Origin of the sequence: Corynebacterium tuberculostearicum, from assembly GCF_046097255.1 — a bacterium.
Lineage (GTDB): Bacteria > Actinomycetota > Actinomycetes > Mycobacteriales > Mycobacteriaceae > Corynebacterium > Corynebacterium tuberculostearicum_J.
On sequence record NZ_CP175770.1, the window covers coordinates 2422178 to 2437613 of the forward strand.

Here is a 15436-nt window from a genome sequence, read left to right on the forward strand (position 1 = left end):
AACCGCGCGCTCATTCGCGCCCACGCCTTTCAGGAAACCCTCAGAAATGGCGGGGTTGGGGCGGGCATGAGACAATTATCACGCGTCCGCCTCCTGCCCTTATTCAGGAGTACTACTTCCCCACCATGTACGAGCCCATTCCTGGCTACTCGCACCTCAAACTCTTCATTGCACCCCACCGCGTGCACTATGGCCGCTTGCCGACGTCCGCGGAAGTCGCCGCCCAACACCGCATCCAAGGCTGGGTAGTCTTCGCGCTCGAGGTAGCCGCCGGCTATCGCCCGCTAGCCCATCTCAATTCACCGCGCTATTCGGATGCCATCCGCCTGCACATTGGATCGTGGGTGCGCCGGCGCACAAGCCCCTATGCCACGGACAGACTGCAATTGACCAGCCTGCACGCGCGGCCCAATGGCGAGTACTTTGGTTCCGCCCACATAGGCCAACAGCAGCATGCATTTACGGGTTCGGCGAGCCCCACCGGTTTAACGTCGTTCCGCTTGCTCTAACTCAGCGGGCAGGGCTTGGCGCCTAGGAGAAGAACTGGCCCAGGTGAGAAAGGATTTCGGACCAGTCGAGCGCGGACCATCCGAATCCGGCAGCGCTGGTCAGCGCCGCAATACCGGTGGCTAGGAGGCCACCTTCGAAGGCGGATAGACCGGAATGCTCATTCGCCGCCGCATCCTCAGGCACGGTTCCCGCATCACGGTGCGAGACGGCGGCCTGCTCCAAAGGTGCATTGACCTGCTTGGTGATGGTGACAATATCGCGCAGCGCCGCCGCATAGGCAGGGAACTCATCCGGGAAGGCGGAGCCAGTTTCCCCGATGGTCGGCAGCTGGCCACTTTGAGAGGTCACCGCGTTGCCGACTGGGGCCTGCGGCAAGTCCTTGGTAAACTCACCCAGCTCAGCGCGAATTACCGCCTGGGCATAGTTGGCGCCCAGCATGTCGAGGTAATCCAGTACGGCCGCTTCGGTGTACTGCTTGCCGTCCAGGGATTGCGTCCGCTCCTCTGGCTCCCACGGGAAGTCCAGCGGCGTGGAATAGATATTGCCATCGGTGCGCGCGGTATTGAGCCGGGCCTTGCCAAAGTAGTACTCGAAGGCGGCGTCCGCTTTGTCCTGAGACAAAATTCCATCGGCCACCAATGCTTCCTTGCGCTGGGTAGCAATAGCCAGGATGGCCGCAGCCGCATTATCCTGCTCAATTTTTTCGCCCGAATCCAAAATGATGCGCAACGAGGTGGCGGAATCACGCTGCATCTCATAGGCCACGGCCGGGGTGGCGCCACCGAGCAAGGTAGCAGACAGGAGCGTCGTAATACCCAGACGCAGAGAGCGGCGGCGCATCGTCAGTGGAGCTCCTCACAGGAAATAAGCAGAATGGACAGGTTTCTTATATTCTACTCATTTTTTCCTGAAAAGAAACCCGCCCCGCTCCCACTCTCACGAGCGGGGACGGGGCAGGTTCGGAGGAAGGACGCCGAGGCCTAGGCCTCTACGGTGCCCTCACCGTTGCCGGAAGCGGTAGCAGCTGATTCGCCGGCCTGCTCCTCTTCCTGCTGCTTGAACTGCTTACGCAGCATAAATAGCTGGCGGACGGTCTCTTCCTTCACGCCATCGTTCATGGCGTTGAACATCTCGCCGCCCTCCTTCTGGTACTCCACCAGCGGGTCGCGCTGCGCCATCGCGCGCAGGCCGATGCCCTCCTTGAGGTAGTCCATCTCATAGAGATGCTCGCGCCACTTCTGGTCGATGATAGGCAGGATGACCATGCGCTCGGTATTGCGCATCTGCTGCTCGCCGCCGATGGCGGTCACAGACTCTTCGAGCTTGTCGTACTCATTATTGGCGTCCTGCACCAGGGCGTCGCGAAGCTGCTCAGCAGAAAGCTCACCCGGGGAACCATATTCGGAGCCTTCCACCAGCTCCTCATGGGAAATGGTGGGGCCGTAGAGGGAATCCAGCGCATTCCACAGCGCGTCCAAATCCCAGTCCTCCACATAGCCGGTGGCGGTAGCGCCAGCGACATAAGCGGACACGGTGTCATCGATCATGCCGCGAATATTGTCCTGAATATCGCCGGCATCAAGGATGTCGTGTCGGGTAGCGTAGACCACCTTGCGCTGCTCGTTGAGCACCTCGTCGTACTTGAGGACGTTTTTGCGCATCTCAAAGTTCTGGTTCTCCACCTGCGCCTGGGCGCCCTTGATGGAGTTGGAAACCATCTTGGCCTCGATGGGGACATCGTCCGGCACGTTGAGGCGGTTCATCATATTCTCCATGGACTGGCCCACGAAGCGCACCATCAACTCATCGCGCATGGACAGGTAGAAGCGGGTCTCACCCGGGTCACCCTGGCGGCCGGTACGACCACGCAGCTGGTTATCAATGCGGCGGGACTCGTGACGCTCGGTGCCCAGCACGTAGAGGCCACCGGCCTCGCGCACCTGGTCACCCAGCTTCTTGGAGCGCTCCCTCTCGGAATCGATTTCTGCTTCCCAGGCCTCCTGGTACTTCTCTTCATCCTCGAATGGGTCTAGGCCGCGCTCGCGCAGCTTCTCATCGAGGATGACTTCGGGGTTGCCACCGAGCACGATATCGGTACCACGGCCGGCCATATTGGTAGCCACGGTGACGGTGCCGGGGCGTCCCGCACGGGCGATGATCTGACCCTCTTCTTCGTGGTGCTTAGCGTTGAGCACGTTGTGCTTAATGCCGCGCTTAGACAGCAGCTGGGACAGGTACTCGGAGCGCTCCACGGAGGTGGTACCAACCAGAACCGGCTGGCCGGACTCGACGTGCTCGGCAATATCGTCCACCACTGCGGCGAACTTAGCTTCCTGCGTCTTGTAGATGCGGTCAGAGTGATCGGCACGCTGGTTCGGCTTATTGGTAGGAATCGGCACCACATCCAGGTCATAGATGGAGTGCAGCTCGGCGGCCTCGGTTTCTGCCGTACCGGTCATGCCGGAGATCTTCTCGTACAGGCGGAAGTAGTTTTGCAGGGTAACGGTAGCCAGGGTCTGGTTCTCGTTCTTGATCTCCACCTGCTCCTTGGCCTCAATAGCCTGGTGCATGCCCTCGTTGTAGCGGCGGCCGGCCAGCACGCGGCCGGTGAAGCCATCCACGATCATGACTTCGCCATTGCGGACGATGTAGTCCTTATCGCGGGTGAACAGCTCCTTCGCCTTCAAGGCATTGTTCAGGTAGGACACCAGCTGGGAGTGCTCGGGGGCGTAGAGGTTATCGATGCCGAGCTGATCCTCGACGTATTCCACGCCCTCTTCCAGCACGCCGATGGTGCGCTTCTTGTGGTCCACCTCGTAGTGGATACCCTCGCGCATGCGCGGGGCCAGCTGCGCGAAGACGCTATAGAACTGGGAGGAACCATCTACCGGGCCGGAGATGATGAGCGGGGTACGGGCTTCATCGATAAGAATCGAGTCAACCTCGTCCACGATGCAGAAGTTGTGGCCGCGCTGGACCACATCGTTGAGGGAGCGGACCATGTTATCGCGCAGGTAGTCAAAGCCCAGCTCGTTATTGGTGCCGTAGGTAATGTCGCAATCATAGGCAGCCTTGCGCTCTGGCGGGCGCATCTCGGACAGGATGACGCCCACGGACAGGCCGAGCCAGCGGTGGACACGGCCCATCATCTCGGCGTCGCGCTTTGCCAGGTAATCGTTAACGGTGACGATGTGGACACCCTTGCCATCGAGAGCATTGAGGTAGGCCGGCAGCAGCGAGGTCAGGGTCTTGCCCTCACCGGTGCGCATCTCGGCGACGTTGCCGAAGTGCAGGGCCGCACCGCCCATGATCTGCACGCGGTAGTGCTTCTGATCGAGGACGCGCCAGGCAGCCTCACGGACGGTGGCAAAAGCCTCGAGCAAGATGTCATTCATCTCTTCGCCGTCTCGCAGGCGAGTCTTGAACTCGTCGGTCTTTGCCTTAAGCTCGTCGTCCGAAAGCTCCGCGTACTTATCCTCAAGGGCAATTACATCGTCTGCCATTTTGCCCAGGCGCTTGACCGTACGGCCCTCGCCCGCGCGCAGCAGCTTGGAAAGTCCAAACACGGTTAGTTAGTCCTTCTAGTCGCGACAATAAAGTTAACTCGTCGCTATTGTACTCACTCGCTTTCACAAAGCATCTCCCACCTAGCACATAGGGCAGGCGCACAGCCTCCGTTCAGCCTGTATAAGCCCCGGCACCTGCTTGCCGACGCCCCCTCCCCTAACCACACATTCGACCCCGCTGCATACTCGCAGCAGGGTCGTTAGCTAAGAGAAGTAGAAGCTTCTTTAAGCTTCAGCGTCTTCCGACAGGGAGATAATGCCGTAGTCGTAGGCGTGGCGGCGGTAGACCACGGACGGCTTATTGTTCTCCTCGTTGACAAAGAGGAAGAAGTCGTGGCCCACCAGCTCCATCTCGCTCAAGGCATCATCCACGCTCATCGGGGTAGCCGGGTGTTCCTTGGTACGCACGATCTGGCCGGGGCGAACGTCCTCCACGGTCTCAGCATAAGGGTCAACGTAGCGCTCTTCCTTGGCGCGCTCGGCTTCAGCTTGGGCCACCATCTCAGCGGCAATCTCGCCGGTGCCCTTTTGTGCACGGTGACCGCTCTTGACGTTTTCGCGGCGCACCTTCACCTTGCGCAGGGAGCGCTCCATCTTGCCCAAGGCGGTTTCGAGCGCTGCGTAGAAGGAATCTTCCTTGGCTTCAGCGCGGGCAATGTGACCCTTGCCGGTAGCGGTGATCTGAAGACGCTCCGCTTCGGAGTCACGGCGTGGGTTTGGTTCGTGCTGTAGCTCCACGTGGAAGAAGGTCAGGGTGGGGTCAAGGCGTTCAATCTTGGCCAGCTTGTCATTAACTCGCTCTTGGAAGTGCTCGGGGACCTCGACATTGCGGCCCGTAATCGTTACCTGAGCTTTGTTCGGCTGGGACATTGAGATGCCTCCCTTGAGTAGTGGGGACTAGAATCAATCACAGTAACTATCTCTCTGTGACACTCCTCATGGTAGCACTGGTTATGACCTTTGCGGGAGATTTTTAGGCAACTCCCCTACCTCGAGGGTGGGCGCCACCCCTATCTAGGCATCCGCAAAGACCAATGCCCCGCAGACTTCCACACCCACGGCCTGCAGGGCGGCGATGCTCGCGGCGAGGGTGGCACCGGTGGTAATGACGTCGTCGGCAAGCAGCGCAGGGCCCTGCGCAATTGGGGCGCGCACGCGGACTCGGCCCTGCAGGTTGGCCCACCTATCCTGGGCGTTGAGCTCGGACTGGTCCGCGGTGGACTGGCCCATTGTGAGCGCCGCGCACACGCCCACGCGCTGGTGCTGCGCCGCGGCGTGACACACAGCGGACACCGGATCGCCGCCGCGTGCCCGCGCCGAACGCGGCCGAGTAGGCGCGGGAACGAGGGTGTACTCGCGCGGGATATCGCCGCGGGCGCTCAAATGAGCCAGCCCGGCCGCGAAGACGGCCCCCACATACTCGCGCACCGGCCGATTGCCACGCTCCTTCATGCCAATGATGATGCGGCGGCGAATATCGGAATAGGGGCCGAGAGCATAGACAGGCGCGCCCAGCAGCCGGGGCCGTGCCACCATGTAGGGCGGCTGCCGCAGGTGATCGCGGCACGGTGGGCACAAGACCTCACCCGGCGCGCCGCACCCAGCGCACGCACGCGGAAAAATAAGCTCCCCCAAGCCCATAATCGCCTCTCCCCAGCCGCGCAGGCCCTCTGGCGGCTAATTAGAAACGATAGGGGAAGAACGCCGACCCTGCAGGCCGGAGACCTCGCGCCAGTTGGTTTCGTCCATCACGGTGGAAGGAAGCTCCAGCATGGCGTGCGAATCAGTAATAAAGAGCTTGGTAGGCGAGGTTGCCACGGCCACCACGGGGGCGGTGATATTGCCGGTGGGCATGGTCGAGGCTGAGGAACCATCCTGCTCGATGCGCCATACGGGCGACTGGCTCGAGGAAGTACCCACGATAAGCGAGCCATCCGCATTCCAGTCCAGCGATAGTGCCGAGCCAGATACTTCGGGGCCTACCTCGCGGGCATTGACGATGCGCTTATCGCCGCTGCTGGATTGGGCAACGGCCGCAATGTACACGTGGCCATCAATAATCATGGCCACGCGCGCACCGCTATGGGACAAGCGGATAACGGAGATTTCGCCCTCAATATCGTCGATGCTGCGGGCATCCACCTCGGATTCGGAGATGCGGCCCGTGGTCTTGGAGCGCACCACGCGCACGATGCGATCGCCATCGACCACGGTCCAGGCGGCTTGCCCGTTGTACTCGAAGGTGGGCCGTGCCAGTGTGGGGCCATCCACTGAATCCTGCAGCTGGCCGTCAAGCTCGCCTATCTGCAGCGAGAAGTCACTATTAGACTTGCGGCGCACGGCCGCAACGAGGCCGCTATCGGCAACATCCACGGATTGCACATCGCCGCTGCTGCCCAGCGTGGACTTGACCGGCTCGGCCACGCCATCGTCTACCTCCAGCAGGTTGCCCTCATTAAGGGCATAGAGCTTAGACAAAGAGGTGCTGCTTTCCTCCGGGTTATAGTCCGCGAAGTCATCCACGCTGAGGCTATCCATGCCCTCCACCAGGTCACCGCCATCGGCTTTGACCTTGAAGGGGCCGGTATGGCCGGCTTCCGTGAGCGTCCACACTAGCTGGGCTGCAAAGAGCGTGCGATCTTGAGCGTCTAGGTCAGCAAGGCCCTCGAATTGGTAGCCCTGTTCGCGATCGTAGCCAGCGAAAGTGACATTCTCCCCCGCTGCCCGCCGGGTAGCGGGCGCAATGCTAGCTGAAGGTCCCTCCATCAACAGCGTAAGGAGCGTCGACTCCGATTGTTCGCCACCCTTATACAGCCAGCGGCGGTCTGGAACCAGCACATCGTTGCTCTGCTTAAAGAAGTACAACGATTGCGGGGTGTAGTGATTGCGCATTTCATTGCGCTCCATTACTACCCCTGCCGGCAAGCCATCGACGCGCCATCTATCGTCTTGCTTCTTCATGTAGATGACGGCCTCGTAGCCCTCATTTTCCGGCACGTACGCACCGCCGGATTTCAGGCGGCCGATGATGGTGCCGCGCACCGTGAAGGCGCGCTCATTATCCCTCGAGCTTTGCTTACTAGCGGGCGCGGTAACGATGTCCAGGCTATCGACCACCATCACGTCACCGCTGGCGTCCCAGGCTTCCCGGGCGTTATCCGTCAAAAAGCCGCGCGCGACCTCATGGTCGTTTCCCGGCACGGCAGAAGCCTGGTAGAAATCACGCAACGTCAAGTCCGGATCATCGCCCGGTTGCGGTGCAATGACTTCTTCAGGGCCGTCCTCTTGCTGTTGGTAGGTTCCGACTACTTGCGGGCCGGTGTTATTCGGCAGCGTGGAACAACCGCTGACGAAAAGCACGGCCGCTGCGGTGCCGACAACCGCAATCTTGCGATAGTTCGCTCTCAACACGCTTTACTTCCTCCTACCCTCAAAGTCCGGGGCCTTATAGGCGCGCCTGTCTGGAGCGGCCGCGCCGCGGTTAAGCTCGCGTTCCGAAGGCCAGAGGATGCCATCGCCGTCGGCCTCGCCATCGCTGCCTTTTTCGCTCTTGTCGACGTGCGGCGAGCTCATGCCCGATGAAATAGCCGGCGTTGCAGAGGCAGGCCCAGCGTCCGGCTCGGCGGCGCCAGTATCCTGTGCTTCTGTAGCTTCAGCTTCGGGTTCTGCCAGTTCGCTACCGTCCGCAGTGCTGGTGACGGGTGCGCCGGGAATCTCCACAGCGATGGGATCCTCGCCCACCTCGGTATTCGGGGTGCGCGGAATAATGAGGCGGAAGCGAGAACCAAAGCCCTCGTAGCCGGTGGCATCTAGCGTGCCGCCATGCAGGACGGCGTCCTCGCGGGCGATAGCCAGGCCCAAACCAGTGCCGCCGGAGTGGCGCTTGCGGGAAGAATCCGCACGCCAGAAGCGGTTGAATACCAGCTCTTCTTGGCCCGGTTTTAGGCCCACGCCATGGTCCGTAACGGTAACGCCCACCGCAGTGTCCGTGGCAGCAACGTCGACCGCCACCGGATTGCCTTCCGAGTGGTCAATGGCATTGGCCAGCAGGTTGCGCAAGATGCGCTCGAGGCGGCGTGAATCGGCCTCGACTCCGATGCGCTCCTCCGGCAGGTTGAGTTGCACCTCCACGTCGAGCTCGCGGGCCAAATGCTCCACCTGCCCGTAGGCCGCCTCCACACAGGAGCGCAGATCAATGGCTGCCGTCGACAAATCCGCCACGCCAGCATCGTGGCGCGAAATCTCCAGCAAGTCCGCGAGCAGCTCCTCGAAGCGGTCCAGTTCGCTCGACATCAAGCGGGAAGCGCGCTGGGCGCCTTGCGGCAGGCTATCGCTTTCCGCCTCAATCATGTCCGCGGCCATACGCACGGTGGTCAATGGGGTGCGCAGCTCATGGGAGACGTCGGAAGTAAACTGCCGCTGCAAATCGCCGTACTCCTCCAGCTGCGCAATTTGGGAGGACAGCTTATCGGCCATGTTATTGAAGGACGCGGCCAAGCGGCCCATCTCATCATCGCTATCGACGGCCATGCGCTCCTTCAAATGACCCGCCGCCAGGCGCTGTGCAATGCGCGAGGCCGAGCGAATCGGCGTAATTACCTGCTGGGTAGCCAGCCAGGCAATGCCCACCAGCAACACCACGACCACCACGCCGGCTGCCGAGAGCAGGCCGCGCATCAACGCCATGGTGGACTCTTCCGATTCCATGGACAGCGCCAGGTAGACCTGCGTATGGGGAATATCGGTATCGGTAGGCGTGCCTACCAGCAAGGCGTTGTAGTGATCACCATTCTCGCGCGGCGCTGGGAAATACTGCTGCGCAATCTGGCCTTGATCCACCATCTCTCGCAGCTGATCCGGCACGGGGAAATCCTCGGGCGAAGTGGTAACAGAGCCATCCTGGTTTTCCACCACGATGACTGGCTCATAGACCGCTTGGGCATCGCCCTGTTGGGCGGAGAGCTGGCCCAACGCAGCACGCGCGGAGTTAATACGTACCTGGACGGAGTTAGCAGAACTGGTGGCATCAATCTGCTGTTCCACGGCTGTGCGGGCGCGCTCCAGCTCCTGTTGGGCCACGTCTTCTTTCTGGCTGACCAGGCGCTGGGTGAGCACGGACACCAGCGCGTAGGCCAAGATGATCATGACCACCGAGGAGGCGACCAAAATCATGCCAATGACGCGCGCCTGCAAAGAGGTGCGCCACGTTGTAATGAAGGCGTCTCGAATGCGCCTTAGACGCTCAATGATGCCGATGGTCCTTACTCCCCGGCGCCGGCCTTGCCGGTCTTATAGCCCACGCCGCGCACGGTCAGCACGATCTGCGGGTCTTCCGGATCGTGCTCGATCTTGGCACGCAGGCGCTGGACGTGCACGTTTACCAGGCGGGTATCAGAGGCATTGCGATAGCCCCACACGGATTCCAGCAGCGATTCACGCGTATGCACCTGGCCGGGGCGGCGCGCCATTTCCAGCAGCAGGTCGAACTCCAGCGGAGTCAGGTTCAGCTCGGTGCCATCGGTGCGGCGCACTGTATGCTCCGGCACGTCAATGACAAGGTCCGCAACCTCCAGGATTTCCGATTCCGCAGAATCGGTGCGACGCAGGCGCGCACGAATGCGTGCGATGAGCTCCTTGGGCTTGAATGGCTTAGTGATGTAATCATCCGCGCCGGATTCCAGGCCAAGGACCACATCAACCGTATCGGTCTTGGCGGTCAGCATAACGATGGGCACGGAGGATTCACGGCGGATGGCACGGCAAATATCTACGCCATTCATGCCCGGGAGCATGAGGTCCAGCAGGATGAGGTCCGGCTCGTGCTGCTCAAAGGCAGGCACGGCGTCATTGCCATCCATGACCGGAATGGGCTTGAGTCCCTCGGACTCGAGCACAATGGTCAGCATCTCTGAGATAGCCGGATCGTCATCGACAACCAAAATCTTGGGCGCCACGTTTTATTCTCCTACAAGGTCTTTTATCGCTGAAATAATAGTATCCGCATCGGCGGTAGCGATCCAGCGTCCACCCCAGCCCGCATCTGCTAGGCGCCGGTAGGCCGCGGCGGTGCGTTCTTGCAACCCGCCATCGCGTTCGTAGCGGTCGCGTTCCCGGCTGGCGTCTGCCTGGGCTCGTGCCTGCGCTCTTTCCGACGCCACCTCTACCGCAGTATCCAAATACACCTGCAGGTCCGCCTGCGGCAGGCCGAGGGTGCCAAATTCCAGATCGTGCACCCACTCCATCACCGCATCGTCTTCGAGCCGTGCCGCCGAATACGCCGCGTTGGAAGCCACGTAACGATCCAGTAGCACCACAGTGTCGGATTCCTTGGCGCGCTGCAGCTGATCCTTTACGCCATAGCGATCCAACGCGAATAGCGTCGCCATGGCATAAGCCGAATCCGTGAGGTCGCCCATCTTTCCGTAGAGCGCCTTTTGCGCTAGTTGCGCGTGAATCGAATCTGCATAGCGCGGAAAGGCAATAACCTCCACGGGCCGGTCAAACGACTCCTTGAGTGCGGAGACCAACGTATTTTTACCGGCACCGTCGATGCCTTCAATGCTGATCAGCATAGGTGTGGGCTATCTTCCCTTCTGTTATTTCACCCGCGGGGCCGCTCTCGCGCGGCCGCTGCCGCGGGCAGCAGGTTCGGCTTAGGACAGGGCCTCAATGAATGGTTCGAGGTCATATTCTTCCTCGACGTTTTCGAGCACCTCGAGCGCATTTTCCGTCAAGGTCTCGCTGCCAGAGCCCACCAGTTCCCTAATATAGGGGTAGTCTTCGACAACTTCGCCCGCGCTAAACGGCGCACCAGCCCAAATGGCAGCAATGGTGGCCGCCGCTTGAGCATTCTGCTCTTCTTCTTCGCTGAGTTTTGGCTTGCTGTGTGCGACCTCGCAGGCATCCTCGACGGCGCGAATTACCCCTTCTTCATCGAGGTTTGCCATCTCATCCAAGAAATCGATGTTGAGGTCCGTGCTGAAAATATTTTCGTCCCAAGTACTCACTTTTGACTCCTTCGGTGCTTTCAGCGCCATTTATACACGCTTTCTTGATGAAAGAAAGCAGACGATGAAAAGGTTTGCATGGCCTTCTACGCCCGTGAACTGCCTTTTTGTTTACTTATCACAGAAACGCGACGCCGTCGCAATGTTTCCTAAACATGATAGCCTCGTTACCAACTTGTTACCGGGGCACTGTATCGCCCTCCCCCTTGGGCTGAAACCGCCCGCCTCATAGAAAGGACAGCCACGATGAAGCCAGATTCGCGCCGCGTCTACGTGTTCATTGTGGCCGGACTGATCGCCGCGGTCGTCGTCGGAGTCGCCGTCTGGCGCATGAGCTCGCCGAGCGCCAACTATTCCAATGCCGCGGATCAGTCCGCGACCACCTCCGTCTCCCCGACCCACACCGCAGCCGAGGAGACCACCACTTCTTCCACGGACCATTCCCCCTCGAAGAAGCACTCCTCGCGCACCACGAGTTCTACCGCCTCGTCCGGCGATGCCAAGCACCAGCAGCCGCACAACAACGATCCGTTTCTCGCCCCTAATGCGGTAGTGCGCCCACAGGCAGCAACCCAGCCCACCAAGGTCTACCGTCCAGAAAACATCTCCCCGCAGGGCACCGCCTCGCAGGGCAATACCACCACCCAAGGTGGTCAAGGTACCGGCCAGGGCAATCAGCGTCTGACACCCGATTACCCGAGCAACCAGAACGGCTCGCAGTCTACTGGCGCTCCACAGAACAACCAGGGCGGCACCACCCCGCCGGCCACCTCTGGTCCGTCCACTCCACAGCCCTCACCTGAGGCACCTGCCGCGCAAGATAACTCGGGCAAGGCTTCCGACGCACCGGCCCAGGAACCAGCTGGTACGGAGCGACCCGAGGCCGAGAAGGCGGAGCAGGAACAGCTCACCGGCCATGCCGCTGCAGAGCGACCCTCCGCCGATCAGAACCAGGAGCCTACCGACCTGGTACCAACCAAGCAGGCACCGGCCACGGCCCAGCAAGCTCCGAGGGAAGCGGCACCTTCGCGCTAATCCGGAGCCGGTTCTCGGCGTAGACGAACAAAAACAAGCACGTTACCTCGATCCTGAAGGCAGAAATCGGGGAAACGTGCTTGTTTTGCATGCGCAGGAATGCGGTAGTTACGAAGCAGCCACAATATTCGCCTGAAACTGGAAGGAAACGGCCGAAACGCGGCCGTAATGAAGCCCAAAAAGCACGCTTCGCCTGAAACCGGAGGACGGCGGCGAAGCGTGCTTGTGTGGCTTAACGCGGACTAGGCGCGGGCGACGAAGAGGTCGGCGGCGTCGGATGCCGCTGTAGCGGTAACGAGGCCCTCGGAGGCTGGCAGCCAGACGGCCTGGCCTGGGGTCGCGGTGAGGGTCTTGCCCGCAGCATCGGTAAAGGTTACGGAACCTGCGGTGCACAGGGCGATGGTCGGGCCATCGTAATCGAGATCCACAGAAGACGAACCGGTGAGCTCCACGCGGTCCAGCAGGAATTCCTCGATGGGTACCGGGTACGACCATGCGGCGGCATCGTGGACATTGTCTTGGGCGGACTTATCTTGTTGCTGCACTCGCGGCTCGTCGGCAGCGCCATAAGTCAATACCTTGACCAGCTCTGGAACGTCCACGAACTTAGGCGTCAGACCACCGCGCAACACGTTATCGGAGTTCGCCATGATCTCCACGCCGAGGCCAGAGACATAGGCGTGAAGCTGACCGGCATCTAGGTAGACGGCCTCGCCGGGCGAGAGCTCGATGTGGTTGAGCAGCAATGCGCCCAGGACACCGATATCGCCTGGGTAGCGCTGGTTGAGATCCAGCACCGTGGACATGACGCGGGACTTCCAATCGGTCGGGTCCGCGGCTATCAGGCGCTCGCCGGCGGCAACAATGGCGGAAATGAGCTCCTTGCGCTTGGCAGCCGGAATGGTAATCCACGTGGTGAAAAGGACGCGCAGGTTGGCGGACTCGGTGGTTGCCGAGGGGTCGTCGTCAAGCATGGCAACGTAGTGGTCCAGCTCAGGGCACTCAAGGGCGGCAAAAAGCTCGCGGGTGCGCGCCAAGGGGCGGAAGCCGGCCATGGCATAGAAATCCGTGAGCGCGACAATGAGCTCAGGCTTGTGATTATCGTCCTTGTAATTGCGATTAGACGCGGTGAGCTCGATGCCGGCGGCGTTTTCGCGGGCAAAGCCCTCTTCCGCCTGCGCCTTTGACGGGTGGGCCTGCAAGGACAGCGGCTCCTCGGCCGCAAGCACCTTGAGCAGGAAGGGCAGGCGCTCGCCGTACTCGGCAGAAACGCGGCCACCTAGCTGCCCTGCCGGATCCTCGGCAATGACCTCATTGAGCAGGCGGCCATCCACCGTGGAAGGGTCGCCGGGATGGGCGCCGAACCACAGCTCTGCGACGGGCTTGTCGGAATCGGGCTGGCCCTGCAGGTGCGGGATAAGGGTACGCGAGCCCCAGGAATAATTGCGAGTGGCGCTGTGCAACAGCTGCATGTGTTTCTATCCTTTAGAAATCTCGTAGGCGGTCGCGGCAAAACTCCGCGTAATAAGCTGCAGTGAGCGGGCAAGATGCCCCATGCCCGGTTCCGGGTCGATGCTGCGGACTGCAAGCGAGTTGGGCAGGTTCGCCTCTTCCTGCCCCCAGAAAACTACCTTCAAGGGTACCAAAGCGCCCTCAGCACCATCGCCATCAATGAAGGGGTCATAAAAGAGATCAGTGGCCGGGGAACTATCGGAGTCCCGGTCGAGCGCGCGGCGCAATTCGGCTGGGTCCACATAAGCGCTCGGTAGGCCGTGTACGGCCCAGATGGTCGCGGCCATGCGGGCCACGAGGGCGTCGAGCTGCACGTGCTCGCGACGCTCAGAATAAGAGTACGGGTCGAGCACACAGGAATGGATGACGCGGGCGCCGTCGATAAACTCGCGCAATTGGCGGCCCGGATTGGTGGTGGCATCGCGCTCGGGAGAAAGCTGTGCAAGCTCGCGGTCCACGGCCGCAGCGAGGCCCTCGAGGGTCTCCTTCACCGCGGCCGGGCCCTGATAGAGCAGGCAGCACAGCGCATGCAGGGCGGCAATGCTGCGCGCGGGCGAGCTGCCCTCGGCCGTCGGCAAGCAAGGGGCGACGAGCGTGTCTTCCGGGCAGTCCTCCACCAGCGAACCCTTGGCCGGCCCGATGAGCACGGTGGTGGCCCCGCGCTGGCTGGCGGTAATGAGGGCGCGCGACGCCCAGTCGCACTCGCCGGGTTCGCCGACGACCACGACCACGTCCAGCGCCCCCACGTAGCGCGGGAGCGATTCGGTCACCACAACCGGGATTCGCAGCGGCTCGGCTAGGCCAACGCCTAGGTGGGAGGCTTGGCGGGCAATCGCGTCGGTGGGGATAATGACCAGCGAGCGGGGATTGAGCCCGCCGAGCGCCTCGCCCCAGCGCTCCACTTCTCCGGCCACCAGGCGGATTTGGGCGCCTTCGTGCGCCACATCAAAAAAGCGCACGGTTTCGGCATCATAATTACCGGTATCCATGTGGCCCAAGCATAGTCGGGCGCCCACTAAGATGAAGTCCTATGACTTCCGCACAGATCCATCCCGTAACCCTGATTGGTGGCGGCCCCGGCGCGTGGGACCTCATTACCGTGCGCGGCATGCGCGCCCTGCAGGATGCAGAGGTTATTCTCGCCGATCATCTGGGACCTACGGCGCAGCTCGATAAGCTGTGTGATATTACTTCCAAAGAGCTTATTGACGTCTCTAAGCTCCCCTATAAGAAGTCAATCTCGCAGGAAAAGATCAACGAGCTGCTTATCGAGCACGCCCGTACCGGCCGCAAGGTGGCACGCCTTAAGGGGGGCGATCCCTTCGTCTTTGGGCGCGGTTTTGAAGAGGTGCAAGCGCTGGCGGAAGCGTCTATTCCCGCCACGGTCATTCCGGGCGTGACCTCCGCCATTTCCGTTCCCGCGGCCGTGGGCATCCCGGTAACTCAGCGCGGCATTGTCCACGGATTCACGGTGGTCTCCGGCCACCTGCCGCCCGGCCATGAAAAGTCCTTGGTGGACTGGGCAGCGCTCGCCCGCTCTGGCGCTACGCTCGCGGTCATCATGGGTGTGAAGAATGCCCCGGCGATTGCCAATGCTCTTATCGACGCCTCCCTCTCCCCCTCCACTCCTTGCGCCATCATCCAAGAGGGCACGCTTTCTACCGAGCGCGCCTATCGCTGCACCTTGGGCACCCTGGCGCAGACGATGGCCGAGCACGAGATCTCCGCGCCGGCGGTCTACGTCATCGGCGAGGTGGCCGGGCTGTAGCACCCCTCGGGGCCTTCAGGGGCCGCGAGGCCAACTTG

Annotated in this window: 14 protein-coding genes; 3 read left to right on the forward strand and 11 right to left on the reverse strand. The window is 61.4% G+C overall.

Annotation, left to right across the window (positions count from 1 at the left end; translation table 11 throughout):
- The first annotated feature begins 125 nt into the window (after window positions 1-125).
- Window positions 126-509, forward strand: a complete 384-nt coding sequence (locus ACKFRY_RS11560; RefSeq protein WP_150850784.1) for a hypothetical protein — start codon at window positions 126-128, stop codon at window positions 507-509.
- A 22-nt stretch (window positions 510-531) separates the two neighbouring features.
- Here ACKFRY_RS11560 and ACKFRY_RS11565 read toward each other — a convergent pair whose 3' ends face one another.
- From ACKFRY_RS11565 to ACKFRY_RS11605, 9 genes are all read right to left on the reverse strand, one after another.
- Complete coding sequence (locus tag ACKFRY_RS11565) at window positions 532-1350, reverse strand: hypothetical protein (protein WP_408922888.1); 819 nt, start codon at window positions 1348-1350, stop codon at window positions 532-534.
- A 140-nt stretch (window positions 1351-1490) separates the two neighbouring features.
- Window positions 1491-4076, reverse strand: a complete 2586-nt coding sequence (secA, locus tag ACKFRY_RS11570) for a preprotein translocase subunit SecA (protein ID WP_005322400.1) — start codon at window positions 4074-4076, stop codon at window positions 1491-1493.
- Between the two features lie 225 nt (window positions 4077-4301).
- Window positions 4302-4946: a ribosome hibernation-promoting factor, HPF/YfiA family gene (hpf, locus tag ACKFRY_RS11575; protein WP_250408923.1), complete on the reverse strand. Its 645-nt coding sequence runs from the start codon at window positions 4944-4946 to the stop codon at window positions 4302-4304.
- 144 nt (window positions 4947-5090) lie between these two features.
- On the reverse strand, window positions 5091-5612 hold the full coding sequence (locus ACKFRY_RS11580) for a ComF family protein (RefSeq protein WP_408922889.1): 522 nt from the start codon (window positions 5610-5612) through the stop codon (window positions 5091-5093).
- A 141-nt stretch (window positions 5613-5753) separates the two neighbouring features.
- Window positions 5754-7487 (reverse strand): MtrAB system accessory lipoprotein LpqB, encoded by a 1734-nt coding sequence (lpqB, locus tag ACKFRY_RS11585; protein ID WP_408922890.1) that lies wholly within the window; start codon window positions 7485-7487, stop codon window positions 5754-5756.
- 3 nt (window positions 7488-7490) lie between these two features.
- Window positions 7491-9248, reverse strand: coding sequence for an MtrAB system histidine kinase MtrB (gene mtrB, locus ACKFRY_RS11590; protein WP_408922891.1), 1758 nt, complete (start codon window positions 9246-9248; stop codon window positions 7491-7493).
- Window positions 9249-9337: 89 nt separating this feature from the next.
- Complete coding sequence (gene mtrA, locus ACKFRY_RS11595; protein ID WP_005322406.1) at window positions 9338-10030, reverse strand: MtrAB system response regulator MtrA; 693 nt, start codon at window positions 10028-10030, stop codon at window positions 9338-9340.
- Between the two features lie 3 nt (window positions 10031-10033).
- Window positions 10034-10648: a dTMP kinase gene (locus ACKFRY_RS11600; RefSeq protein WP_250408917.1), complete on the reverse strand. Its 615-nt coding sequence runs from the start codon at window positions 10646-10648 to the stop codon at window positions 10034-10036.
- 81 nt (window positions 10649-10729) lie between these two features.
- On the reverse strand, window positions 10730-11113 hold the full coding sequence (locus ACKFRY_RS11605) for a DUF4259 domain-containing protein (protein ID WP_005326586.1): 384 nt from the start codon (window positions 11111-11113) through the stop codon (window positions 10730-10732).
- 216 nt (window positions 11114-11329) lie between these two features.
- Between ACKFRY_RS11605 and ACKFRY_RS11610 the strand changes: the two genes are divergently transcribed.
- A complete protein-coding gene (locus ACKFRY_RS11610; protein WP_408922892.1) occupies window positions 11330-12118 on the forward strand; it encodes a hypothetical protein in 789 nt (262 codons plus the stop codon).
- 242 nt (window positions 12119-12360) lie between these two features.
- Here ACKFRY_RS11610 and manA read toward each other — a convergent pair whose 3' ends face one another.
- Window positions 12361-13590 (reverse strand): mannose-6-phosphate isomerase, class I, encoded by a 1230-nt coding sequence (gene manA / locus ACKFRY_RS11615; protein WP_408922893.1) that lies wholly within the window; start codon window positions 13588-13590, stop codon window positions 12361-12363.
- A 6-nt stretch (window positions 13591-13596) separates the two neighbouring features.
- On the reverse strand, window positions 13597-14619 hold the full coding sequence (locus tag ACKFRY_RS11620; RefSeq protein WP_408921428.1) for an exopolyphosphatase: 1023 nt from the start codon (window positions 14617-14619) through the stop codon (window positions 13597-13599).
- Window positions 14620-14660: 41 nt separating this feature from the next.
- Here ACKFRY_RS11620 and cobA point away from each other — a divergent pair, with 41 nt between their 5' ends.
- Window positions 14661-15398, forward strand: coding sequence for a uroporphyrinogen-III C-methyltransferase (cobA, locus tag ACKFRY_RS11625; RefSeq protein ID WP_408921429.1), 738 nt, complete (start codon window positions 14661-14663; stop codon window positions 15396-15398).
- Window positions 15399-15436: the final 38 nt, after the last annotated feature.

What these genes read in the sequence shown, in the direction of transcription:
- ACKFRY_RS11565 (WP_408922888.1), bottom strand. Translation starts at nt 1,350, where the DNA reads ATGCGCCGCCGCTCTCTGCGTCTGGGTATTACGACGCTCCTGTCTGCT.
- ACKFRY_RS11580 (WP_408922889.1), bottom strand. Translation starts at nt 5,612, where the DNA reads ATGGTGGCACGGCCCCGGCTGCTGGGCGCGCCTGTCTATGCTCTCGGC.
- ACKFRY_RS11620 (WP_408921428.1), bottom strand. Translation starts at nt 14,619, where the DNA reads ATGGATACCGGTAATTATGATGCCGAAACCGTGCGCTTTTTTGATGTG.
- ACKFRY_RS11600 (WP_250408917.1), bottom strand. Translation starts at nt 10,648, where the DNA reads ATGCTGATCAGCATTGAAGGCATCGACGGTGCCGGTAAAAATACGTTG.
- ACKFRY_RS11610 (WP_408922892.1), top strand. Translation starts at nt 11,330, where the DNA reads ATGAAGCCAGATTCGCGCCGCGTCTACGTGTTCATTGTGGCCGGACTG.
- manA (WP_408922893.1), bottom strand. Translation starts at nt 13,590, where the DNA reads ATGCAGCTGTTGCACAGCGCCACTCGCAATTATTCCTGGGGCTCGCGT.
- cobA (WP_408921429.1), top strand. Translation starts at nt 14,661, where the DNA reads ATGACTTCCGCACAGATCCATCCCGTAACCCTGATTGGTGGCGGCCCC.
- ACKFRY_RS11605 (WP_005326586.1), bottom strand. Translation starts at nt 11,113, where the DNA reads ATGGCGCTGAAAGCACCGAAGGAGTCAAAAGTGAGTACTTGGGACGAA.
- hpf (WP_250408923.1), bottom strand. Translation starts at nt 4,946, where the DNA reads ATGTCCCAGCCGAACAAAGCTCAGGTAACGATTACGGGCCGCAATGTC.
- ACKFRY_RS11560 (WP_150850784.1), top strand. Translation starts at nt 126, where the DNA reads ATGTACGAGCCCATTCCTGGCTACTCGCACCTCAAACTCTTCATTGCA.
- mtrB (WP_408922891.1), bottom strand. Translation starts at nt 9,248, where the DNA reads ATGATTTTGGTCGCCTCCTCGGTGGTCATGATCATCTTGGCCTACGCG.